This window comes from Exiguobacterium sp. UBA3491 (assembly GCF_002377745.1).
Classification (GTDB): Bacteria; Bacillota; Bacilli; order Exiguobacteriales; family Exiguobacteriaceae; genus Exiguobacterium_A.
Genome location: NZ_DFQK01000032.1, coordinates 450,694 through 475,038, shown reverse-complemented (window position 1 = coordinate 475,038; position 24,345 = coordinate 450,694). Strand labels below are relative to the sequence as shown.

Annotated in this window: 21 protein-coding genes, 1 pseudogene and 1 riboswitch; of the genes and pseudogenes, 19 read left to right on the top strand and 3 right to left on the bottom strand. The window is 48.5% G+C overall.

Features of this window, described 5'->3' with window-relative positions; all coding sequences use genetic code 11:
* The first annotated feature begins 19 nt into the window (after positions 1 to 19).
* Both B4F99_RS14895 and B4F99_RS14890 read left to right on the top strand, forming a co-directional pair.
* Entirely contained in the window at positions 20 to 922 is a 903-nt protein-coding gene (locus B4F99_RS14895; RefSeq protein WP_214854582.1) for a DUF4097 family beta strand repeat-containing protein, read from the top strand.
* Positions 919 to 1,830, top strand: a complete 912-nt coding sequence (locus tag B4F99_RS14890) for an FUSC family protein (RefSeq protein ID WP_035406871.1) — start codon at positions 919 to 921, stop codon at positions 1,828 to 1,830. Before B4F99_RS14895 ends, B4F99_RS14890 begins: the two co-directional genes overlap by 4 nt.
* Positions 1,831 to 1,893: 63 nt before the next feature.
* On the opposite strand, the gene B4F99_RS14885 is transcribed toward B4F99_RS14890, so the two are convergent.
* Entirely contained in the window at positions 1,894 to 3,585 is a 1,692-nt protein-coding gene (locus B4F99_RS14885; protein WP_214854581.1) for an Rqc2 family fibronectin-binding protein, read from the bottom strand.
* Between the two features lie 168 nt (positions 3,586 to 3,753).
* Here B4F99_RS14885 and gmk point away from each other — a divergent pair, with 168 nt between their 5' ends.
* The 12 genes from gmk (at position 3,754) to B4F99_RS14825 (ending at position 16,500) form a co-directional block, all read left to right on the top strand.
* Positions 3,754 to 4,371: a guanylate kinase gene (gene gmk / locus B4F99_RS14880; RefSeq protein WP_174316772.1), complete on the top strand. Its 618-nt coding sequence runs from the start codon at positions 3,754 to 3,756 to the stop codon at positions 4,369 to 4,371.
* 1 nt (position 4,372) lies between these two features.
* Complete coding sequence (gene rpoZ, locus B4F99_RS14875; RefSeq protein ID WP_029342114.1) at positions 4,373 to 4,576, top strand: DNA-directed RNA polymerase subunit omega; 204 nt, start codon at positions 4,373 to 4,375, stop codon at positions 4,574 to 4,576.
* Between the two features lie 56 nt (positions 4,577 to 4,632).
* Entirely contained in the window at positions 4,633 to 5,823 is a 1,191-nt protein-coding gene (coaBC, locus tag B4F99_RS14870) for a bifunctional phosphopantothenoylcysteine decarboxylase/phosphopantothenate--cysteine ligase CoaBC (RefSeq protein WP_214854579.1), read from the top strand.
* Positions 5,820 to 8,144, top strand: coding sequence for a primosomal protein N' (gene priA, locus B4F99_RS14865; RefSeq protein WP_290759319.1), 2,325 nt, complete (start codon positions 5,820 to 5,822; stop codon positions 8,142 to 8,144). Before coaBC ends, priA begins: the two co-directional genes overlap by 4 nt.
* Before the next feature lie 9 nt (positions 8,145 to 8,153).
* Entirely contained in the window at positions 8,154 to 9,536 is a 1,383-nt protein-coding gene (gene fmt / locus B4F99_RS14860) for a methionyl-tRNA formyltransferase (RefSeq protein WP_290759316.1), read from the top strand.
* Positions 9,533 to 10,864: a 16S rRNA (cytosine(967)-C(5))-methyltransferase RsmB gene (rsmB, locus tag B4F99_RS14855; RefSeq protein WP_290759313.1), complete on the top strand. Its 1,332-nt coding sequence runs from the start codon at positions 9,533 to 9,535 to the stop codon at positions 10,862 to 10,864. Before fmt ends, rsmB begins: the two co-directional genes overlap by 4 nt.
* 18 nt (positions 10,865 to 10,882) lie before the next feature.
* Positions 10,883 to 11,617 carry a Stp1/IreP family PP2C-type Ser/Thr phosphatase gene (locus B4F99_RS14850; protein ID WP_290759310.1) on the top strand — a complete coding sequence of 245 codons (735 nt, stop codon included), beginning with the start codon at positions 10,883 to 10,885 and terminating at the stop codon, positions 11,615 to 11,617.
* Positions 11,618 to 11,619: 2 nt separating this feature from the next.
* The gene (pknB, locus tag B4F99_RS14845; protein ID WP_214854573.1) at positions 11,620 to 13,554 is read left to right on the top strand and encodes a Stk1 family PASTA domain-containing Ser/Thr kinase; all 1,935 of its coding nucleotides are present in this window, start codon (positions 11,620 to 11,622) and stop codon (positions 13,552 to 13,554) included.
* A 25-nt stretch (positions 13,555 to 13,579) separates the two neighbouring features.
* A complete protein-coding gene (gene rsgA / locus B4F99_RS14840; protein ID WP_214854570.1) occupies positions 13,580 to 14,485 on the top strand; it encodes a ribosome small subunit-dependent GTPase A in 906 nt (301 codons plus the stop codon).
* A gap of 2 nt (positions 14,486 to 14,487) precedes the next feature.
* A complete protein-coding gene (gene rpe, locus B4F99_RS14835) occupies positions 14,488 to 15,144 on the top strand; it encodes a ribulose-phosphate 3-epimerase (RefSeq protein WP_214854567.1) in 657 nt (218 codons plus the stop codon).
* Positions 15,145 to 15,166: 22 nt separating this feature from the next.
* A riboswitch (TPP riboswitch) is annotated at positions 15,167 to 15,276 on the top strand.
* Positions 15,277 to 15,335: 59 nt separating this feature from the next.
* A complete protein-coding gene (gene thiT, locus B4F99_RS14830; protein WP_290759304.1) occupies positions 15,336 to 15,896 on the top strand; it encodes an energy-coupled thiamine transporter ThiT in 561 nt (186 codons plus the stop codon).
* A 1-nt stretch (position 15,897) separates the two neighbouring features.
* Positions 15,898 to 16,500: a thiamine diphosphokinase gene (locus B4F99_RS14825; RefSeq protein WP_214854562.1), complete on the top strand. Its 603-nt coding sequence runs from the start codon at positions 15,898 to 15,900 to the stop codon at positions 16,498 to 16,500.
* 55 nt (positions 16,501 to 16,555) lie between these two features.
* On the opposite strand, the gene B4F99_RS14820 is transcribed toward B4F99_RS14825, so the two are convergent.
* Together B4F99_RS14820 and rpmB are read right to left on the bottom strand one after the other, a co-directional pair.
* Positions 16,556 to 17,959: an amino acid permease gene (locus B4F99_RS14820; RefSeq protein ID WP_290759302.1), complete on the bottom strand. Its 1,404-nt coding sequence runs from the start codon at positions 17,957 to 17,959 to the stop codon at positions 16,556 to 16,558.
* 140 nt (positions 17,960 to 18,099) lie between these two features.
* On the bottom strand, positions 18,100 to 18,288 hold the full coding sequence (gene rpmB / locus B4F99_RS14815) for a 50S ribosomal protein L28 (protein ID WP_023468758.1): 189 nt from the start codon (positions 18,286 to 18,288) through the stop codon (positions 18,100 to 18,102).
* Positions 18,289 to 18,571: 283 nt separating this feature from the next.
* Here rpmB and B4F99_RS14810 point away from each other — a divergent pair, with 283 nt between their 5' ends.
* The 5 genes and pseudogenes from B4F99_RS14810 (at position 18,572) to recG (ending at position 24,318) form a co-directional block, all read left to right on the top strand.
* Positions 18,572 to 18,934, top strand: a complete 363-nt coding sequence (locus B4F99_RS14810; protein ID WP_023468757.1) for an Asp23/Gls24 family envelope stress response protein — start codon at positions 18,572 to 18,574, stop codon at positions 18,932 to 18,934.
* A gap of 25 nt (positions 18,935 to 18,959) precedes the next feature.
* Positions 18,960 to 20,633: a DAK2 domain-containing protein gene (locus B4F99_RS14805; protein ID WP_396209314.1), complete on the top strand. Its 1,674-nt coding sequence runs from the start codon at positions 18,960 to 18,962 to the stop codon at positions 20,631 to 20,633.
* 100 nt (positions 20,634 to 20,733) lie between these two features.
* Positions 20,734 to 21,403, top strand: a pseudogene (gene sdaAB, locus B4F99_RS14800) (L-serine ammonia-lyase, iron-sulfur-dependent subunit beta).
* A gap of 4 nt (positions 21,404 to 21,407) precedes the next feature.
* Positions 21,408 to 22,304 (top strand): L-serine ammonia-lyase, iron-sulfur-dependent, subunit alpha, encoded by an 897-nt coding sequence (sdaAA, locus tag B4F99_RS14795; RefSeq protein WP_290759300.1) that lies wholly within the window; start codon positions 21,408 to 21,410, stop codon positions 22,302 to 22,304.
* Entirely contained in the window at positions 22,288 to 24,318 is a 2,031-nt protein-coding gene (recG, locus tag B4F99_RS14790) for an ATP-dependent DNA helicase RecG (protein ID WP_290759297.1), read from the top strand. The genes sdaAA and recG overlap by 17 nt, the downstream gene beginning before the upstream one ends.
* The last annotated feature ends 27 nt before the right edge of the window (positions 24,319 to 24,345 follow it).

Sequence of the window (24,345 nt, the reverse complement as noted above, 5' to 3'; positions counted from 1 at the left end):
ATGAGATGGAGGGACTGACATGGAAGAGCATAACAGTAGGAGTGTGCGGAAACGAAAACAATCGTCGTTCACACGCTTAAAAAATAAACAAAAACAAAAGATGGATGCACGGTTGAACCGCATTGGAGAAAAAGGACCAGTGAAGCGACCGCTTTATTTGTACGGTGGTGTCGTTCTCGGACTTGTCGTCATCTATTCGATTACATTGCTCGTCTCAACGGAATTGTTATCGCGCGGCGAAACATTCAAGACGACGAATCGCTATAAGTCTCTCGCCATCGAGGCGCCGCACGCAACCGTACAATTCGTTCGAAGCACAGACGGAAACGTCCAAATCAAACTCGTCGATAGTGCATCGAGTGGAAAACGACTGAAAATCAGTACATCGACGAATACGGTAACGGTGACAGGACGAGATGGTTGGCTGTCTCGACTCGGCAATCGTCCGAGCGAAAAAACAGCAGACTATACGATTCAAGTGGGACTACCGAGTTATATGAACCGTGTCGATGTCGATGCTGGAACACTTAAAGGAATGGGCATCTACGCAAAAACAATCGAGATGAACGGAGAAGCGATGAGTCTCGATAAAGTAAAAGGTGATGAAATTACACTGAATGCATCACGTGCGATTTCCATCAAAGAGATGGATGCCGTCCATGCGCAAGTGACAGGTGAAAGTGTTTCTCTTGCGGAATATGTGGCGAAGTTGAGTCTCGACGTCACAACGATTGACGGCGCGACGAAGCTAAAACCAAATAAATCAGCCGGTACGATTACGATTGACACAGGAGGCGATATTAAAGCCTCTGACCGATATACGAAACAAAAGAATAAGGATGAGACAATTTATGAACTGTCGAAACAAGAAAAACCGGAAGTGACAGTCAATAGTGAAGTCGGGCAGGTGACGCTCGAGTGAAATTAAAGTTTCGGATTGGACTACGAACGGTCAAGACCGGTATCGCGGTAGCTCTTGCGCTTAGTATCTCCTGGTATGTGTTCGATATTTATTCGGGAATGGGGGCTGTCGCAGCAATTGTTGCGATGCAACCGACGATTCATCGGTCGTTTAAAATCGTCTTCAACCGGATTTTCGGAACAGTACTTGGATTAATGTGTGGTCTTGCGATTGTTGCGACACTTGGGGCGAATCCGCTGACGATTGGACTCGCCGTAATTGTCTCGCTCGTCCTTAATTCGATGATTGGAAGAACGGATATGTCGACGTTCGCGGCTTTTGCCATCGTGTTGATGTTCGAGAGTCCGACCGCCGACTACGTCCACTATGCCTTATCACGGTCGTTGCTGACTGTCGTCGGTGTATTATCTGCTGTCCTCATCAATTACATCGTCTTCCCACCACATTATGAGGATCGTTTACTCTTGCTTGTCAAAAAAACGACGCAACAGTTGATGGAAGATTGGCGGAGCCTTGTGCAAGATGATACGAGGTTGCTTGCCGTTCGGAAACAAATTCTCAAACATGAAGAAATGATGTTGATGCTTCAAGAAGATCAAAAATATCCATTGATGGCAAGCGGTCAAAGTGAAGCGTTCATCCGACTGAAGGAGCTTGTCGATCTTGAAGACAAGTTGCTCGTCTTGCTTGAAAGCATTGCCAGTCATCGGGATATCCCGATGACAGAAGAACAGGAAAAGACGCTCGGCCAGGAAATTGATTTCTTACTCAGCCATCATTACGATGTCATCTTCTCCCACGAACGAAAACAAGCGATGTTCTCATTCGATCAAGAATTAAGCGAGGCGAAGGATATCATCCATGGGCATTTGCTCGATTACCGGGAACAGTTAGAAAAAATGAAGTGAAGATGAAAAAGCGCTGTCTCTCCTAAGTGATATTTAGGAAAAACAGCGCTTTTTTGTGTAGCGTCATTGACGTAAGGATTGGACGACATCTGGATCAGGTGTGACGTAAAGTGTCGTTTGATCCGTATAGATGACGAAACCGGGTTTTGCACCACTCGGTTTTTTGACATATCGTAACTCCGTAAAATCGACCGGGACTTGGCTCGATTCACGTGCTTTCGAGTAGTAGGCGGCAACAATCGCTGCTTCTTTTAACGTTGTCTCATCCGGTGCATCACTTTGAATGATGACGTGCGATCCTGGGATATCCTTCGTGTGTAACCACGTATCGGACCGACGTCCAAACTTGAACGTCGCGTAATCATTTTGTTTATTGTTCTTTCCGACGAAGAATGGAAGGCCGGTCGAAGAACGGTATGCTTCGAGTTGTGGGAGTTGCGGTTTCTTTTTCTTCTTTTGTCGTTCGCGCAGATAACCTTCTTCGACGAGTTCCTCGCGCATTTCCCGGATATCTTCCGGGGATGCGACGTCGAGTTGCGCAAGCAAACCTTCGAAGTACGCAATCTCGGCTTGGTTCTTCTCAAGCTGGCGCGCGACTTCGACTTTGGCGGTCTTTAATTTGTTATACCGTTTGTAATAACGCTGTGCGTTCTCGTTTGGCGAGAAGCGGGGATCAAGCGTGATCGTGATTTCAGCACCGTCTGGATCATAGTAATCGACGACGGTTGCTTCCTTCATCCCGCGTTCGAGCTGATAGAGATAAGTCGTCAGCAGTTCTCCTTTATGCTTCCATTCATCCATTCGTAACGTCGCTTCTAAATCTTTTTCGAGTTTTGAGCGCTTTAAGATATTCTTATCGTACTCACTCTTGATGAACCGTTCGAGATCGGCCGCTTGTTGTTTGACACGATCGCGGTTTGCTTTTTGATGGAAGAATGCGTCGAGGACTTGACCACTCGTCGCGAACGTCTTTTCGTCAATGATTGAACCTTCCGTTAAGCGGACCGGTGCAAAGCGTTCCTTGCCGCCTTCCATCCGTTGCAATACATAAGGACCGTTTAGTTCTTTTAAGACGTCCTGGAAAGCGGTAGCAAGATTCGTCCGGTTCGCAAGACCTGCCCGCGTGACGACTTCCTTAGCGATTTGTGGAGACAAACCGCTGAACAGACCAAGTAACTGGCGATCCAGTTTCCCAGCGTTCCAGTCGATTCGGTGGAGTGCCTTTTCGATATCTCCTGTGAGTGGATCCACTTTATCCTGTGCTGGTGGAAGTTGATAGGTCATCCCTGGCATGATCGTCCGGAATGTATTTTGACTGAGTGGTAAGTGTTTGATCGCATCGAGGATCTTATCTTGTCCATCGGTCAAAATGATGTTCGAGTGTCGTCCCATCAACTCGACATAGATTTTTTTCGCTTCCTCATCGCCAAGTTCGTTCCGGGAACGGACACGTAAGACAATGATTCGGTCGCGTTCGAGTTGTTCGATCGATTCGATGAATCCGCCTTCGACATGCTTGCGAAGCATCATACAGAAGAGTGGGGGTTCACTCGGGTTGCTGACCGCTTCCGACGTAATGTGCATCCGTGCATACATGGCATTCGCAGAGGCGAGCAACAATACGTTTTTTCGCTCGGCGCGGACCTGGAATACTAAATCCAATGTATATGGTTGGTATACCTTATTGATCCGTCCTCCAACGAGCGGTTGGAGTTCTTTGACGACGCGTGTCGTCATCAATCCGTCAAAAGCCATACGATTACCTTCTTTCTTGATTTCGTTCTCACTTTCTAAAGGTAACAGAAATGGCATCGTTATGGTATGATAAAGCAGTCGAGCTAAAAAAGATGACTTGCGAACTTCCCGTCTCTACTGCTAATATGAAACAATGTGAAGTTTGTGAGATGGAGGGGTTTTGAAGTGATTTTCAAAGAGCGTGGCTTATTACTCGTATTATCTGGTCCAAGTGGTGTCGGAAAGGGAACGGTCTGTCGTGCCTTGCGCGAAGATCAGGATAACGATCTGCATTACTCGGTATCCTGTACGACGCGCCAACCGCGTGAAGGAGAAGTAGATGGTGTCCACTATTTCTTTAAATCGCGTGAAGAATTCGAAGAGATGATTGCGAACAATCAACTCTTGGAATATGCTGAATTCGTAGGGAACTACTATGGAACACCTGTCGAATGGGTGAACCAGATCCTAGATGAAGGAAAAGACGTCATTCTCGAAATCGAAGTTCAAGGGGCCATGCAGGTCAAAGAACATTTTCCGGAAGCTGTCTTCTTATTCCTTGCACCTCCAAGCCTCCAAGAATTACGGAACCGCCTCGTAGGGCGTGGAACGGAATCGGAGGAAGTCATTAAGCAACGTCTTCTCGTCGCTAAGGAAGAGATCGAGATGATGGATGCCTATGACTATGTCGTGACGAACGACGAAATTCATAAAGCCTGTGACCGGATCCAAGCGATCGTCACAGCGGAACATTGCAGTCGGGAACGTGTCGCGTCCCTATATAAAAAAGCCATGGAGGTTAAGTGATATGTTATATCCATCAGTTGATAAGCTTCAAAAGAAAGTACCGTCGAAATATACAATCGTTACAGTTGCCGCTAAGCGTGCGCGTCAAATCCAAGACGGGAAACGCGTGAAAGTCACGAACCCAAAATCGCATAAACCGGTCGGGAAAGCTTTAGAAGAGCTTTATTTCGAAGAAGTATCCGTCACGAACCAACCGCAAGACTAATTTTGAAGCAGCCACTTGTCATCGTGGCTGTTTTTTTCAATAAGGAGGACACCTACATGTTAACCAACCGAAACATTCTACTGTGTGTCGGCGGTGGAATCGCTTCCTACAAATCAGCAGCACTCGCTTCAAAGCTTGTTCAAGCAGGCGCACACGTTCAAGTCGCGATGACGCGTAATGCGCAACAATTCGTCGGTAAGACGACGTTTGAAGCACTGACGCGAAAAGCGGTCTATGATGACGTCTTCATCGAGCATGATCCGTCAAAGATCGCCCATATCGATTTAGCGGACGAAGCGGACCTGATCGTCGTCGCACCAGCGACCGCGAATTTGATTGCAAAACTCGCGCACGGGATCGCGGATGATTTCATCACGACGACGATCCTTGCAGCGACATGTCCCGTCATCGTCGCTCCAGCGATGAATGTCAACATGCTCGAACATCCGGCGACAGTCCGCAACATCGAACAACTGAAGCAGGACGGTGTCCAGGTGATTGCACCGGGAGTCGGAAATCTCGCATGTGGTTGGGTCGGGAAAGGTCGTTTACCTGAACCGGAAGATTTAGTCGCAACACTCTCAACGTTCTTTGAAGAGAAGTATCTAGCCGGACGAAAAGTCTTGATCAGTGCGGGACCGACCGTGGAACGGATTGATCCGGTTCGTTACTTGACGAATGATTCTTCAGGAAAGACAGGAATTGCGCTAGCAGAAGCGGCAAGAGACGCAGGTGCCGATGTCACGCTCGTCCATGGACCACTTCGGATCGGATTACCGACCGGGATAACGACGATTGCTGTTGAATCGGGAGAAGAGATGCTCGAAGCCATGTTACGTGATTATGAGACGCAAGACATCGTCATCATGTCTGCTGCCGTAGCTGACTATCGACCGTCTATCCAATACGATCAGAAGCAAAAGAAAATCCACGGACCACTTCGAATTGAACTCGAAGAGACGACCGATATTCTGAAGACACTTGGTGAGCAGAAACAACATCAGTTATTAGTCGGATTTGCGGCTGAGACGACGGACGTCGAGACGTTCGCGAAACAAAAGCTCGTCCGAAAGAAAGCCGATTTCATTGTCGCGAATGATGTGTCACGATCTGATATCGGATTCGTCAGTGATGAAAATGAGGTCGTCGTTTTTGGGGAGAATGATTCCGTCACGCGATACGATCAACAATTGAAATCGACGCTCGCCAAATCGCTCATGCGCCAATTCGCGGAGGCATTGGCATGATAGCCGAAGTCATCGTTGACGTCGCAGCAGCAACGGTCGATCGTCCGTTCGATTATGCCGTGCCAGAACTTTGGCAAGAGCTGATCGTTCCCGGTATGCGCGTCGAAGTACCATTTGGTCCACGGGCGTTGCTTGGAATCGTCGTCGGAACGAAAGCTACCTCTGATCTGACGAACGTCAAATCGATCGTGCGTGTCTTAGATGAGACCCCGACCTATACACAGGAATTACTCGAGTTATCAGCGTATCTATCGGAAACGACTTTGTGTTTTCAGGCGACGGCATTGCTTGCGATGCTGCCGGCTGCCTTAAAGGTGAGTTATGATAAACTGGTCATAGTCGAGTCGGGCCCACTTCGGACATATCATGGTAAGAAAATGAGTCAATTACCAACGGAAGTGCAGCAAATCGTCTTAACAGCGGCGAAACAAGCTGACGTGACGCTTCAACCGGTCATTCGCGAGAAGAAGACGTCTAAGATCGATAAACGGATTCGTCTTCTAGAGGAGCAAGCAACTTTTACGAAACAAGCGAGCCAACAAGCGGCACTTTACTCGTATATTCAAGAATTTCCGGATGCGCTTTGGAGTGAAGTCAAGCAGGCAACGGGCGCAACGAGCGCGACGTTGAACGCTCTTGAGAAAAAGAGCATCATTCAAGTCGAGACGATCGATGTTCGGCGAAATCCTTATGAACATCTCGTCCAAGACATCTTTGTGCCGTCCTCTTTGACGGAAAAGCAACAGGAAGCTGTCTCGGCGATTACGGCTGAAGCTGAGACCGGAACATTTTTGTTACATGGCGTAACAGGAAGCGGTAAGACGGAAGTGTACCTTGAATCGATTCATGCACAACTCGAACGCGGTAGACAAGCGATCTTGCTCGTCCCAGAGATCAGTCTGACGCCGATGATGGTCAAACGGTTTAAACGCCGTTTCGGAGAACGGGTCGCTGTCTTGCATAGCGGTCTATCGCTCGGCGAAAAGTATGATGAGTGGCGCAAAATCGCCCAAGGCGAGGTCGATGTCGTCGTCGGTGCACGGTCTGCTGTGTTTGCGCCGCTGACGAACATCGGCATCATCATTCTCGATGAAGAACATGAAACAACTTATAAGCAGGAAGAGAATCCGCGCTATCATACGCGCGATGTCGCGAAGTGGCGGGCGGCCTATCATCGCTGTCCGGTTGTGCTCGGAAGTGCAACACCGTTACTCGAGACGTACGCCCGGGCACAAAAAGGGGTCTATCGTTACTTACCGCTTCGTGAACGATTTGGTGGGGAACTGCCTCCAGTTGACATCGTTGATATGCGTAAGGAACTCGAACGGGGCAATCGTACGCCGTTCAGCCTCGCGCTAGTCGAAGGCATCAAAGAACGCATCGAACGTGGGGAACAGACCGTCTTACTCCTGAACCGTCGCGGATATACGACCTTCGTCTTATGTCGGGATTGCGGGGAGACGCTACAATGTCCGCATTGTGCCGTCAATTTAACCTATCACCAACATGAAGATCGCTTGAAATGCCACTACTGTGGGTTTGAAGCCGCAATGCCGAAAACTTGTCCGTCCTGTGAATCGACGAAAATTCGTCAGTTCGGAACGGGTACGCAAAAGATTGAGGAAGAATTGGCACACTTGATTCCGGAGGCGCGAATCATCCGGATGGATCAGGATACGACGTCGCGTAAAGGTGCGCATGAGAAATTACTCGATGCCTTTGAACGCAAGGAAGGAAACATTCTGCTCGGAACACAGATGATCGCAAAAGGTCTCGACTTTCCGAACGTTACACTCGTCGGAGTGATTGCTGCCGATGCGACGCTTGGTATTCCGGATTTTCGAGCAAGTGAGCGCACGTTTCAGTTGATCACCCAAGTGTCCGGTCGTGCCGGACGGGGTCAACTCGCTGGTCAGTCAATTATCCAGACCTACAACCCGGAGCATTACGTCATTCAAACTGCCAAACAGCATGATTTCGAAACGGTTTATAAGCGAGAGATGCAATTGCGAAAGCTCGGTGGGCATCCACCATTTTGGTTCCTTGGTCTGATTACAGTTTCAGCAGCGCATCCGCTCGAAACACAAGCAGAAGCGCAGCAAATCGCTTCCGAGCTTCGTGCCTTTGAATCTGAGGATTTAGTCGTCAATGGACCGTTTGATGCACCACTCGCTCGACTCAAAAATATGTACCGGCAACAGGTCTTAATTAAACATAAAGGACAGGAGGATGTCCGGACACATCTTCGTGATATCTTATCCCGTCGTCAAAAATCAAAAACACAAGTCGCGATTGACTTGAATCCATTTGTATTCATGTGAGGTGTCTGTATGTATAAAGTAGTAGAAGTACCAAATGATGTATTACGACAGGTGTGTGAACCTGTCACGAAGTTTGATAAAAAACTCGGTAAAATGATCGACCGGATGTTCGATACGATGTACGAATATGACGGGGTTGGTTTAGCCGCACCGCAAATCAACCAGCCGATTCGTGTAGCCGTCGTTCATACCGATGATGAGACGGGACCAATCGAGCTGATCAATCCGGAAATCATCGAAGCGGATGGTTCGCAAATCGATGATGAAGGCTGCCTTAGCATGCCAGGCATCTTCGGACCGGTTGAACGGTTCGACCGAATCGTCGTCAAGTCTCAAGATCGTCTCGGGCGGACGGTTAAAATCAAAGCAAACGGCTTTTTTGCACGTGCCATCCAGCACGAGATGGATCATTTAGACGGTGTCCTGTTCACGGATAAACTCGTCCAGAAAGAAAAACCGCGCGTCGTCTTCATGGGGACACCTGAGTTTGCGGCAGGGACACTGCGTGAAGTGATCGATGCTGGGTATGACGTCGTCGGTGTCGTCTCACAACCAGATAAACCAGTCGGAAGAAAACGGGAAGTCAAACCGACGCCTGTAAAACTCGTCGCGATGGAACAAGATATTCCTGTGTTGCAACCGAAACGAATTCGAGAGGATTATCAAGATGTTCTCGATTTAAAACCTGATCTCATCATCACCGCAGCTTACGGTCAGATCGTCCCGACCGCTATTCTCGAAGCACCACGTTTTGGGGCGATTAATGTCCACGCGTCACTCTTACCTAAATATCGTGGCGGTGCACCGATTCATCAAGCGATCATCGATGGAGAAAAAGAGACAGGTGTGACGATCATGTATATGGTCGATCGGCTAGACGCAGGTGATATGTTGTCAAAAATCATCGTTCCAATCGAAGAGAACGATACAGCCGGTTCGATGTTCGAGAAGTTAGCGGACGCAGGAGCGCGCCTGTTACTTGAAACGTTACCACGTCTGTTCGCAGGTGAATTGACACCGGAAGCACAAGTCGAGGAAGAAGCGACATTTGCGCCGAACATTTCACGTGAGCGGGAACGACTTGATTTTACGCTACCGGGTGAGACACTCTATGATCAAATTCGTGGGATGAATCCATTCCCGAGTACGTATACGATGCTTGGGAACGATCGATTAAAAGTCTTTTTCGCAACGAAAGTCTTAGGAACGGGACGACCGGGTGAAATCATCGCATTAGAAGCGGATGGTCCCGTCATCGCGACAGGTTCCGAAACAGCGTTGAAGCTGATCGACTTACAGCCGTCCGGCAAAAAACGGATGGACGGTGCTACGTTCATGCGTGGGATCGGTCAATCGCTTGAACTCGGACAACAAGTAGGTGAGAACGCATGAATGTACGTGACGCAGCAGTAACGACACTGATGAAAATTGGTCAAGGTGGTGCCTTCTCGACAATCACCGTCCACCAGATGCTTGAAAAGCGTGCTATCTCAGCAACAGATGTCGGCTTGTTCACGGAACTCGTTTACGGGACGCTCAGTCGTGAATTGACGCTTGATTATATTTTAGAACCATATTTAGCGAAACAGAAAAAACTTGATCCATTCATGCGCCCATTGTTACGAATGAGTGTCTATCAGTTGTTTTATCTCGATCGTGTACCGGATCATGCCGTCATTCATGAAGCCGTTGAAATTGCTAAAAAACGTGGGAAAGTCCATGTCTCGAAAGTCGTCAACGGAGTGCTACGGAATGTATTACGGGCGGGAATGCCTCATTTCGCTGAGATTGAGCCTGCTGCAAAACGAATCAGCATTGAAACGAGTCACCCGCAGTGGCTCGTCGAACGTTGGATCGAACTGTTTGGTTCGGAAGAAACGCTTCAGATCTGTCAATTGAATAACACACCGGCACCCGTCACGGTCCGCATCAATCGCACGAAAACGACGCGGGAGGAAGCAATCGAGCTTCTACTCGATCAAGGTGTGACGGCAAAACCATCTACGGTCGCGCCGGACGGTCTCGAAATCGAACGAGGAAGCGTCCAAAAAACGGATCTGATTGACCGTGGGTATCTTTCTCTTCAGGATGAGAGCTCAATGCTCGTCGCCCGTGCGCTTGGTGCAGAAGCATCCGATCATGTACTCGACAGCTGTGCCGCACCTGGTGGGAAAGCGATGCATATTGCTGAAGGTTTGACGACGGGTACACTACAGGCACTTGATCTTCATCCACATAAGATTAAATTGATTGAACAGCAGGCGACACGATTAGGTCTTACGACTGTTCAAGCAGAAGCGTTAGATGCCCGTAAAGCAGGGGAACGCTTCGAAAGCGAATCCTTTGACCGGATTCTTGTCGATGCACCTTGTTCAGGACTTGGTGTCATTCGGAGAAAACCGGATATCAAATGGACGAAACGCCCAGAACAACTCGAGCAACTCCCAAAAATTCAACGAGACATCTTGACATCTGTCTTACCACTCGTTAAAAAAGGTGGAATCTTCGTCTATTCGACTTGTACGATTGATCCGACCGAAAACGAGGAGCAGACAGCGTTCATTCTCGATCAGGGTTTTGACTTTGATGCATCTTTCGCGGAACGCATGCCAGAATCCGTGCGGCATCTAATCGGAGATCGAGCAGAACTCAAGTTGTTACCGACGACAGTCGGAACGGATGGCTTCTACATTGCCGCGTTTAAGAGACGAGAAGATTGATACGAACGGAGGACTGTCATGGAGTTAGCTCACCTTTCGACCACTGGGAAAGTCAGGACTAAAAATGAGGATACGGTATTACTCACCGGGAACGCTGAACGTGGTCTTGCCGTCGTTGCGGATGGTATGGGAGGTCACGCTGCTGGCGATATCGCAAGTGCGATCGTTCGCGAGGTATTTGAAGCATCCTTTTCACTCATGCCAAATCGTCCGATGGAATTGTCCGAATGGATAGAACAACGCGTAGCCGAAGCGAATGCCCGGATTCTTCAGTTTTCAAAAGAAGAACAACTTGCGATCGTCGGAACGACCATTGCCTGTGTGTGCTGGGTCGAGGATTTGCTCGTCATCGGTCATGTTGGAGACAGTAGGGTCTATGCCCTTGAGGGTACGGCGTTAAAACAATTGACGGATGATCATTCTTACGTCAACATGTTACGACAAATGGGAGAGCTTTCGGACGAGGAAGTCGAAAATCATCCACGTAAAAATGTCATCACACGATCGGTCGGCTCGAACGAAACGGTCGAAGTCGACATTCAAGTAAGAGATGCTCCAGACTATGACCTCGTCCTTGTGTGTAGCGACGGGTTGACCGATGAAGTGCCAGATGATGTCATCGAACAGATCATCTTACGGGATGATCCGCTTGATGAGATCGTCGGACGATTGGTGAAAGAAGCGAATGCTCGAGGAGGCGCGGATAATATTACGATTGCCGCCATCCGGTTCAAAGAAAGAAAGAGGGTCTGAATATGCGATACGGAGATCGATTAAATGACCGCTACCGCATAGAACGGCTAGTTGGAAGTGGCGGGATGGCGAATGTCTATCAAGCCTATGATGAGATTTTAAAGCGTCATGTTGCCATTAAGATTTTACGGACTGAATTTTCGCATGACGAACAGTTCATTCGTCGATTCGAACGTGAAGCGCATGCTGCTACCAGCTTGAATCATCCAAACATCGTTGCCGTCTATGATGTAGGCGAAGAAGATGCCATCTATTACATCGTCATGGAGTATATCGATGGTATGACATTAAAGACATTTTGTGAAAATCAAGCATTACCTGTGCCGCAGGCCGTCGATATCATCGCTCAAATTTGTGATGCGATCGATCATGCCCATGCACACCGAATCATCCATCGCGATATCAAACCGCAAAACATGTTGATTCGAGAGGATGGTACCGTCAAAGTAACGGATTTCGGAATCGCTGTGGCGATGTCGAATGCGACTCTGACGCATACTATGTCCGTCCTTGGGTCTGTCCATTACTTCTCGCCAGAACAAGCAAAAGGTAAATTTGCCGATGAGAAGTCGGATATCTATTCGCTTGGTGCTGTCTTATACGAACTTGTGACAGGACAAGTCCCGTTCGAGGGTGATTCACCGGTTGCGATCGCTTTGAAGCATCTGCAAGATACACCGCGTCGTCCATCCGTCTTGAATCCGAAAGTGCCACAAGCGCTTGAGAACTGTATCATGCAGGCGCTCGCAAAAGCACCGCATGACCGTCAGCAGTCCGTCGCAGCCTTTAAGGCAGATATGGTGACGGCGTTGTCTGACGAACGAGCAAGTGAAGGCATCCGAGGTGCAGAAGAGGATGAGATGGAAAAGACGATGGTCTTATCACCTGTACAAGTGCCAGAAGAATCAAAAGCGGAACCGGACACACCTGTCGTCACGACCGTTCAACCGAAACCGTCAGAAAAGAAAAAGAAAAAACGCTGGTGGGTCATCCTATTATTACTGGTATTACTCGGTGGAGCGGCTACGACGTTTGCGATGTGGCCGGATCCTACCGTTACGGTACCGTCCGTCGTCAAAACGGATGGAGATGAAGCGGAAACGAAGCTTGAGAAACTTGGATTTGTTGTCGAGACGACAGAACGAAACAGTGATACGGTCGATGAGGGAGACGTCATCAGTCAGACACCGCGTGAAAACGCACAGGTCAAGAAGGGCTCGACAGTCAACTTGGTCGTCTCTACCGGAAGTGCTCCGGTCGAAGTACCGGATGTGACAGATGACGCTGAAAAAGAGGCGATTGAGACGTTAAAAGAGGCTGGATTCGCTAAAGTCGAGGTCGAACGTGAAAAGTCGGATGAAATCGAGCGAGGTAATGTGATCCGGCAATCGATCTCGGCTGGTACGGAGGTCATCGCGAAAGAACAAACGATTACGATCACCGTCTCGGAAGGAACATCTTCCTTCGAGTTGAAGGATTTGACGAACTTATCGAGTGACGAAGCAAAAGCCTACCTGGACGAAAAAGGGCTCGATGGAACGTTCGAGCAAGAATTTTCTAGCGACGTGAAACTCGATCAAGTTATCCGTCAATTCCCACAAGCAGGGACTCAAGTCGAACCGAACGACTCCGTGACGGTCTTCATCTCAAAAGGTGAGGAAGAAAAAACGTTGACAGCGACGTTCCCTGAAAAGGTCGTCTATGACGCGGTCAGCGAGAACGAGGACGAGGAACCACCGAAACAAGTCATCCGGATTGAGACGGAAGATGCGAAAGGGAAGCGGACCGTCATCGAGGAATCAATTGACCAAGATGAGACATTCGACGTGCCGGTGACGATTGATCCGGGAGAAGAAGGCAAGATTACGATTTATAAAGACGATACGGTGTATCGTTCAAAAACCATCACGTACAATCAAGCAAAAGACGCACAGTAAATGTGATGAAAAAGGAGTGCATAGGATGACGGAACAACGCATCGAAGAGAATCGAGAAGGAACGATCATACGCCTGCAGGGTGGCTTTTATGATGTCATGACACCAGAAGGAGAGGTCCGTTCACGGGCAAGAGGGAATTTCCGAAAACGCGGCATCAGTCCAGTCGTTGGAGACGAAGTCGTTCTTCATATCGAAAGTGAGACCGGGTATATTCTCGAAGTGAAGGAGCGGGACAACTTTTTAGTACGCCCGCCTGTCGCGAATATCGATCAAGCGTTGCTTGTCGTCTCGGCTGCAGAACCTGATTTTTCAGCGCACTTGCTCGATCGTTTCCTCGTCTTGATCGAAGCGAAGGAAATCCAACCCGTCATCCTGTTAACGAAGATGGACTTGCTTGATGATGTCAAAGGTCCTGCAGTTAGAGAGGCAATTGCCGCTTACCGGAAGATTGGATATACGGTCATCGAGACATCCAGTGAGACGTTGTCGGGTGTTGAGCAAGTCCGTCCGTTACTGGCCGGGAAAACGAGTGTTCTTGCCGGACAATCCGGTGTTGGGAAAAGTTCGCTCTTGAACGCACTTGAACCAACACTCGACTTAGAGACGAGTGCGATTTCGAAATCACTCGGACGTGGGCGGCATACGACACGACACGTCACGTTGATGCCACTTGCCGAAGGCTTGATTGCTGATACACCAGGTTTCTCGAACCTTGATTTTCCGTATGATATGGAAATCGAGGATGTACGGTGGAGTTTTCCTGAATTCGTGGCTGTACAGGACGAATGTAAGTATCGAGGATGTTTGCACTTGAATGAACCCGGATGTGCTGTCAAGGAAGCCGTCGAAGCACAAGAAATCATGTCCTCTCGTTATGAGAACTATGGTATGTTTATAGACGAAATCAAGAATCGAGCCCGGAGGTATTGAAGATGATTAAAATTGCACCATCTATCTTATCAGCAGATTTTGCGAATCTTGAGCGTGATGTCAAAGCAGTCGAGGCAGCAGGCGCGGACTATATCCATTTCGATGTCATGGATGGTCAGTTCGTACCGAATATCTCGTTTGGACTGCCTGTGCTCAGCAGTTTACGTCAAAAGACGGATATGGTCCTTGATGTCCATTTAATGATTGACCAGCCAGAACGTTTCGTTGAAGATTTCGTTAAGGCAGGGGCAGATATCGTGACGTTCCACGTCGAAGCGACGAACCACGTCCACCGTGTTTTACAACAAATCAAGCTATCCGGTGCAAAAGCAGGGGTCGTCTTGAATCCTCACACGCCATTATCGACGATTGAACACGTCCTTGAGGATGTCGATATGGTCTTATTGATGACGGTCAATCCGGGCTTTGGTGGACAAGCCTTCATCGAGAATGTCATGCCAAAACTCGCATCACTTGCACAAATGAAAGCAGATCGTGATCTGACATTTGAAATCGAGATTGATGGTGGCGTCAACCCGGAAACAGCAAAACTTTGCATCGAAAACGGCGCGAACGTTCTTGTCGCGGGATCAGCAATCTACAATGCACCAGATTATGCGGAAGCGATCACTAGCATTCGTCAAGGGGCTGCCGTATAATAAGAACGAGAAAACGAAATATGATGACCGCAAGGGGTGTCGCTTGAAAAGCGGCTGAGAGGAGTCTTTTAGACTTTAACCCTTCGAACCTGTTCCGTTCAAACGGACGTAGGGATGTGGCGCACGCAGGCAGTACGGCGTTCGTCGTATTGCCTTTTTGCGTCCTCTCGTACAATGAAGGAGGAAATAGCATGAAACGGTTACAAATGATGATGGAAATTGCCATCTTCGCAAGTCTCGGGGTCGTCTTTGATTTACTGATTCCATTTAAAATGCCACAAGGCGGTTCAATCAGCTTAGCGATGTTACCGATCTTTGTCATGGCATTTCGCCACGGTGTCATCGGAGGTGTCGTCACAGGAGCGCTTGTTGGTACGATCCAACTGATGTTCGCCCCACAAGTCTTGACGATCGTCCAACCATTACTCGATTACACGATTGCATACGGTGTCGTCGGACTGAGCGGTCTGTTCGCCCGTCAGGTTAGACAAACTGCACGTAACGGACAAAAGAAACGTTTGATGGCGTTCGTTCTCCTTGCAACACTATTAGGCGCAGGACTCCGTTATATCTGTCATGTCATCAGCGGAATCGTGTTCTTCGCGAAATATGCAGAAGGTCCAGTCGTGCCATATTCATTAGTTTATAACGCGACATACATGGTACCATCTTATGTTTTATGCGGTGTCGTCGCGGGTCTCCTCTTTACAACTGCGCCACGTTTACTACGTTATTCAGCACGAGGCATCTGAGATGCGGGCGATTCTCGTGTGCGCCGGTCCTCAAGAAGAAGTGCCTGATTTGCGGATGCTTTGTCAGTCTAGTGATTTCATCATTGGTGTCGATGGTGGTGTTCAGACTATTGAATTGTTTGGGCTGACATGCGACATGACGATCGGTGATTTTGATTCGCTTGGTTACGTACCTGAAGGAGCAATCGTTCATCCGGCTGAGAAAGATGAGACGGATCTCGAACTCGCCCTTCGTACAGTATCAGAGATGAAACGGTTTGATGATACTATCATCGTCGGAGCAACAGGTGGACGACTCGACATGACCGTTCAAAATGTGTATTTATTGAAGCAATACCCTGAAGCGCGACTCGTCACGAAACGGGAAGAGGTGCGATATTTGGCAGTAGGATCGTATGCAGTCGAAGCCGAAAGCTATCATTATCTTTCTTTCATTCCACTTGTGCCGTCAATCTTGAGTTTAGCTGGAGTCAAATATCCACTTGATATGCATCCTGTTCCGGTCGGAGGTTCCTTGACCGTCAGTAATGAATGGAGTACGTCAGAAGCGACAGTAGAGCTCCATCAAGGAGAACTATTGATGATGCGAACACTTAAGGAATAGAACAAGCATATGAAAAAAGGCCGTGGATGATACCGCGGCCTCTTTTCATATGGCATTATTCTTCGAGTTGGGAAGGGGCGACTCGAATGTCACTTTGAGCCGATAGGTGTTTTCCTTTAACGAACAGATGATAGCTTCCCCACATGACGAGGAAAAATGGAACACCGATGTATAAAGCAATTCGTTGATCCGCTTGAAACGCAAGACTGAAAAGGACAACGACATTAAGTGTCAACGATATCAACGGTAATACTGGATAGAATGGCGTCTTGAACTTTAGTTCGGATAGATCATGTCCGTTTCGGATGAACTGACGGCGGAACGCAAGTTGCGAAGCGGAAATTGAAATCCAACCGACTTGAGCACCGAGTCCAGCTAAAGACAAGAGCCAGATAAAGACGGTATCCTCTGCGAAAAAAGCTGTCAGAAGCGATAACATCGCAAACATCATCGTAAAGAGTAAAGCGCGCATCGGCACACCACGGGCATTAACATAAGATAATTTCTTTGAAATCATCCCTTCTTGTGCCATTGCCCATAACATTCGGGTCGCGGCATACAATCCCGAGTTCCCGACGGATAATAGTGCTGTCAAGACGACGATGTTCATCAAGTCAGCGGCATACGGGATGCCGATCGCATCAAAGACCATGATGAATGGACTACTGACTCCGCCAGCCGTCTCATACGGAATCAATGCACCGACGATCGTGATCGATAAGACAAAGAAAATGAACGTGCGCCAAACTGTATTCCGGATAGCTTTTGGAATCGATTTTTCAGGCGTATCGGACTCCCCAGCCGCGACACCGATCAATTCGGTCCCCTGAAAAGCAAAGTTGACAGCAATCATCGTCGTCAAGACACCGAGAATTCCGTTCGGAAACCAACCGCTTGCCGTGAAGTTTGCAAACAATGAGGATGGACGATCTGCTTCCATCGGTAACCAGCCAAACCAAGCTGCGCCACCAAGAATGATGAAGAAAAGAATGGCGAGTACCTTTAAACTTGAGAACCAGAATTCCGCTTCCCCGAACGCTTTGGCGGAGACGGCGTTTAAACCGAATAACAAGACCGTAAAGACGGTACACCAGACAACGACCGGCACATTCGGAAACCAACGGTCCATCAAACTACCGGCAGCTGTGATTTCAAGTGCGACCGTCACAGCCCAGCCGAGCCAGTAAATCCAACCGACGGCAAAGCCGACCCCTGGTCCGATAAAGCGGGTCGTATAGGTCTGAAATGACCCCGAGACCGGCAGATAGACCGCTAATTCTCCAAGACATAACATCGTCAGATACATGATGGTCCCACCCACGATGTAACTGAGGACCGCCCCGAGAGGTCCTGCTTGTGAAATCGTTAATCCTGACCCTAAAAATAAGCCTGTTCCGATAATTCCACCGAGTGAAATCATGAACAGGTGTCGACTCGTCATCTCTCGTTTGAGTTGCATGATGACTTCCCCCAATTCAGACAAAATAAAGTACGTTCCTATTGTAAGCGTTTTCAATAAAAGCGACAATTAGTTTATGAGAAAAATAAATGAGGGCATAAAAAAACCGGAAGGGAAGATTCCCATCCGGTGGTTGCGCCTTATACGCGTTCGACTTTACCTGATTTAAGAGCTCGAGCTGAAACCCAAACCTTTTTTGGCTTACCGTCGACGAGGATACGTACTTTTTGTACGTTGACTCCCCAAGTACGTTTTGTTTTGTTCAATGCGTGTGAACGGTTGTTACCCGACTTTGGCGATTTCCCAGTAACGTAGCATTTACGTGCCATGCGTTCCGCCTCCTTTTATGTTGTTTTGCGTTCGTCCTAATAGACACTTTGCTATCTTAGCATGGTGTCAGGGCGGTTGCAACATAAAAAAAGTAGCTGACAAGAAAAAAACTTGACAGACAACCTCGAAATTTAAAATAATGGATGAGGATGATGGTAAAAGTTCGTTTGACCGCTACTATTTTTCACTTATTCATTGTATAGTCAGTACGGCGACTTTTCAATAGTAGGTCCTTATAGTAGAATTATGAGAAGAATACAATATTCAAAGGGGGCTACTCAGGTGGCGATCGAGATGAAAACGACCTATGGAAAGATTGATGTAGATAATGATGTCGTCGCGCAACTTGCGGGCGGCGCAGCAATGGAATGTTTTGGTGTCGTTGGTATGGCATCCCAGTCTCAAATCAAGGATGGTCTTGCTGAACTCTTAAAACGTGAGAACTTTGCACGCGGTGTCATCGTTCGACAGGCTTCAGAGCAGGTCCATATCGATATGCATATCATCGTAAGCTATGGAACGAAAATCTCAGAGGTGGCGAACAACGTACAGAGTCGCGTGAAATACACGCTCAGTCAGGCACTAGGTCTTGACGTGACATCTGTGAACATCTTTGTCCAAGGAGTCCGCTTGACGAATGTCTAAGGCGGGAATAGAGGAGGAAACTTTAGTGAGTGTAGATCGTTTAACAGGAGCGCAGTTAGTCAAGATGATTCAAAATGGCGCGGCGAATCTCTATCAAAATGCAGATTTCGTCGATTCATTGAACGTCTTCCCTGTGCCAGATGGTGATACGGGAACGAACATGAATTTGACGATGACTTCAGGAGCAAAAGAAGCAGGTAAATCAACTTCGGATTCTGTATCGGAAGTCGCGAACGTCTTCGCACGTGGATTATTGATGGGGGCGCGCGGAAACTCTGGCGTCATCTTAAGTCAATTGTTCCGTGGATTCTCGAAATCAATCGAAGGCAAAACAACGATTGATACGAAGGAATTCGCAGATGCGTTACAAAAAGGTGTCGATACAGCATACAAAGCAGTCATGAAACCGGTTGAAGGAACAATCTTGACGGTTGCCCGTGAAACAGCTGTCGCTGCTATCGCACAATCTGAGACGACGACGGATTTCTTAGAGTTGATGCGTCAACTCGTCGAAGCTTCGAAAGTATCGCTCGACGGAACACCAGAACTTCTTCCGGTATTAAAAGAAGTCGGTGTCGTTGACTCTGGTGGTCAAGGTCTCGTCTGTATCTATGAAGGATTCCTCGCAACACTCGAAGGAAAAGAACTCGACAAACCGCATACACCTGTCATGGAAGCACTCGTCGAAGCAGAGCATCATAAAACGGCTCAAAGCTTCATGTCGACAGAAGAAATCCATTACGGTTACTGTACGGAAATCATGGTTCGTTTCCAAGATGACAAGCTTGCGAATGCACCATTCAGCGAAGAAGACTTCCGTAACGAATTAGCGGAATTTGGTGATTCTTTGCTCGTCGTAGCGGATGAAGAACTCCTTAAAGTTCACGTCCACGTTGAAACACCAGGAGAAGTCATCACAAAAGGACAACGTTTCGGTGAACTCGTCGCTGTTAAGATTGAAAACATGCGTCAACAACACTCGACGATCCTTGAAGAAGAAGGTGCGAACCAAGTCACTCCAGTCGCTGCACCGAAGGCAAAAGCGAAAGCAGCCCTCGTGACAGTCGCAATGGGTGAAGGAATCAGCGAACTCTTTAAATCACTCGGTGTCAGTGTCGTCATCGAAGGCGGACAAACGATGAACCCGTCGACGGAAGATATCGTTAAGGCGATCGAGGATGCACACGCCGAACACGTTTATGTCTATCCAAACAACTCAAACATCATCATGGCCGCTGAACAAGCAGCATCTGTTGCGAATTGTGGTGTGACGGTCGTGAAATCAAAAACAGTTCCACAAGGTTTAGCAGCAACAATCGTCTATAATCCGGAAGCGACTGTCGAAGAGAACGAAGCGCACATGGCAGATGCGATTGCAGCCGTTAAGTCGGGACAAGTCACATATGCCGTACGTGATACGAACATCGATGGTGTAGAAATCAAGAAGGATGACCATATGGCGATTGCTGAAAAACAAATCGTCGCTACGGACGCTTCAAGTCTTGGTGCAGTCAAGAAACTCGTCGATACACTCGTCACTGAGGACGACGAAATCATCACGGTTCTTTATGGTGAAGGCGTCTCAACAGAAGAAGTTGACGCACTCGTCGCGTACATCGAATCGGTCAATCCGGATGCTGAAGTGGAAGTCCACGACGGCAAACAACCACTTTATTCGTACATTTTAAGCGTCGAATAAAACCATCATACTGAAAAAGGGCGACTAGCCTTTTCACGAATCCCACCATCTGCGATAATAGAGGTGGGATTTCGTTTGTTTCATAGAGAGGGGAAAAGAAATGAAATATCGTAGCGTCTTTGACATCATCGGACCAGTCATGGTTGGTCCATCGAGCTCGCATACAGCAGGGGCTGCAAGGATTGGATTGATGGCGGGTAAATTATTCGGGGAAACGCCTGCTGTCATCCACATCACGTTTTACGGTTCATTCGCGGATACGTATCGCGGACATGGAACGGATGTCGCCATCATCGGCGGTGTTCTCGGATACGACACGTTTGACGACCGGATTCCGCAATCGATCGACATCGCGAAGTCAAAAGGGATTAAGATTCATTTCGAGACGAGTGAAGCGTTGACGGATCATCCGAATACGGCACGTGTTCACTTGACGAATGGGGTAGAAGNNAGAAGAGTTTGAACTGGTCGGTATTTCAATTGGTGGGGGAACGATTGAAATCACGGAATTAAATGGCGTACCGCTTCGTTTGTCCGGTGGGGGACCGGCACTCGTCGTCTTACATCATGACAGGTTCGGAGCAATTGCAGCTGTGACGAGCATTTTGGCTGATTACGAAATCAACATCGGGCATATGGAAGTATCACGGCATGAAAAAGGAAAACAAGCACTTATGGCAATTGAGATTGATGACCGGATAACGGCAGAAGTGTTGGAAGAAATCGATCGGTTACCTCAAGTCGAGCGTGCCGTCATGATGGGAGAGTGAAGACATGTTTAAATCCGTAAAAGAACTCGTCGCCATCGCGACGGAACGAAATATTCCGATTTCGGAAGTCATGATCGAGCAAGAGATGACGGTTCGTCATTTAGAGCGAGATGAAGTCTATGCGATGATGGAACGAAACCTACAAGTGATGGAAGAAGCAGTCGCTCGTTCACTTGATGGTGACGGTGTCCAGTCGGTAACAGGACTGACCGGTGGGGATGCTGTCTTGCTTCAACGGTACCGTGCTTCGGGTAAAGGATTATCCGGTGATTTATTACTGGACGCCGTTAGTAAGGCAATCGGAACGAATGAAGTCAATGCTGCGATGGGAAAAATTTGTGCGACACCAACGGCAGGGAGTGCCGGCGTCGTACCAGGTACACTATTTGCTGGCAAAGATCGGTTAAACCCGACGCGTGAGCAGATGTTACGCTTCTTGTTCACATCCGGTGCGTTTGGTTTCGTCGTCGCGAACAATGCATCGATTTCCGGAGCGGCTGGTGGCTGTCAAGCAGAAGTCGGTTCAGCAACAGCGATGGCAGCTGCTGCCATCGTTGAGATGGCGGGCGGAACACCGGATCAGTCAGCGCATGCTTTTGCGATCGCGCTGAAGAACATGCTTGGACTCGTCTGTGATCCTGTTGCAGGACTCGTCGAAGTGCCATGCGTGAAACGCAATGCGATGGGCGGGGCGAATGCTGTTGTCGCTGCCGACATGGCACTCGCTGGAATCACGTCACGGATTCCGTGTGATGAAGTCATCTCAGCCATGCATGAGATTGGTCAGATGATGCCATCTGCGCTTCGCGAGACAGCAAAAGGTGGACTCGCGAATACGCCGACGGGTCGCTGGCTCGAAGCGAAAATCTTCGGAGAGTTATCGAATGAATCCATCACGTGACGTCAAGACATTAAAAGGGGTCGGACGGGATTTAGCGAAAAAACTAGAAGAGATGAATATTCTCACCGTTGCGGACGTGCTCGAGCACGTCCCGTTTCGTTATGACGACTTCGTGACGGGAAGTCTAACGGAAGCAATCCATGAGGATAAAGTCAAGTTCACGGGTCAAGTCCAGTCTGAACCACTTGTGCGCTATTACGGCAAAGGAAAAAATCGTTTAACGTTCCGTCTGCTCGTTGAAGAACGGTATAGTGTGACCGTAACGATGTTCAACCGGGCATTCTACAAAGACCAATTGCAACTCGGAGCAGAAGTGACGGTCAGTGGCAAGTGGGATTTACACCGGATGACGATCTCTGCGACGGAATTGCAATTCGGGGCAATCGAAGGCGAATTGACACCCGTTTACTCGCTCCGGGGTGACATGCGGATGAAGACATTCCGACGCGTCGTCGACTTGGCGTTCAAGGAGACTGAGGCATTAGCTGAACGAATCCCGGATAGCATCCGGAAGACGTATCGGTTGCAAGACCGGATGACGATGTTGAAGTCGCTTCATTTCCCAACGAATCGACAAGAGTTAACGGCTGCTCGTCGCAGTTATGTCTACGAGGAGTGCCTCTATTTCCAGCTGAAATTACAAGCGTTACGTCTTGGACGACGGAAAGGTCGAGGGATTGCTCTTCCCCTTCATGAAACGGATATTGCCAATTTCATCAAGAGCCTGCCGTTTCCGCTGACAGGTGCACAGCAACGTGTGACAAAAGAGATTCTAGACGACATCGGTCGCGGCGAACGAATGAATCGGTTGCTGCAAGGGGATGTCGGAAGCGGGAAGACCGTCATCGCTGCCATCGCCTTGTTCGCGACGGTTCGTGCCGGAAAACAGGGCGCCTTGATGGTGCCGACCGAAATTTTAGCGGAACAGCATGCAGCGTCGCTCGCCCCATTGCTTGAACCACTTGGGATCCGAGTCGGTCTACTGACGAGTTCCGTTAAAGGGAAAGCGCGTGCACACTTGCTCGAAGCCCTCGCAACAGGAGAGATCGACGTCTTGGTCGGAACACATGCGCTGATTCAAGACACTGTCCAGTTCAAGGCATTACACCTCGTCATCACCGATGAACAACATCGCTTCGGTGTCGAACAACGGAAGCGGTTGCGCGCGAAAGCTGAACAGGCAGATGTATTATATATGACAGCGACACCGATTCCGCGTACGCTTGCGATATCGGTCTTTGGAGATATGGATGTTTCGATCATCGATGAGATGCCGGCGGGACGAAAGGAAATCGAGACCTACTGGGCGAAACCGCAACAGATGGAACGTGTTTTCGGGTTCGTCGAGAAAGAATTGTCGCAAGGTCGACAAGCCTACGTCATCACGCCATTGATCGAGGAATCCGAATCACTCGAAGTTCAAAATGCGATCGAATTACATGCGACATTGACCGAGCGGTTCAAGCCCTATCATGTCGGTTTGATGCATGGGCGCTTGACTTCTTCAGAAAAAGACGAGGTCATGCAGGCTTTTAAGGAGAATACTGTTCAAATCCTTGTTTCAACGACGGTCGTCGAGGTCGGCGTGAACGTTCCGAACGCGTCGATCATTGTCATTCATGATGCAGAACGCTTTGGTCTTGCGCAGTTACACCAATTAAGAGGGCGCGTCGGTCGAGGCGATGCCCAGTCTTACTGTATTCTAATCGCCGATCCCTCTTCCGATACGGGAAAAGAACGGATCAAGACAATGACGGAGACGAACGATGGCTTCAAGCTAGCGGAAAAGGATTTAAAACTGCGTGGAGCCGGAAATTTCTTCGGTACCGAACAAAGTGGATTACCGAGATTCGTCTTGACCGATCCGGCACTTGATATTCAAGTCATGGAAACGGCGCGGCAAGATGCAGTCCGATTACTGCGATCGGACGCCTTTTGGCAAGCGCCGGAATACGATGTCTTACGTGAATATATCGAACGGCAAGGGCTTCTTGAGGGAGAAAGAATCGAATAATACTTGAAAGTGAACAACAAGGGATAT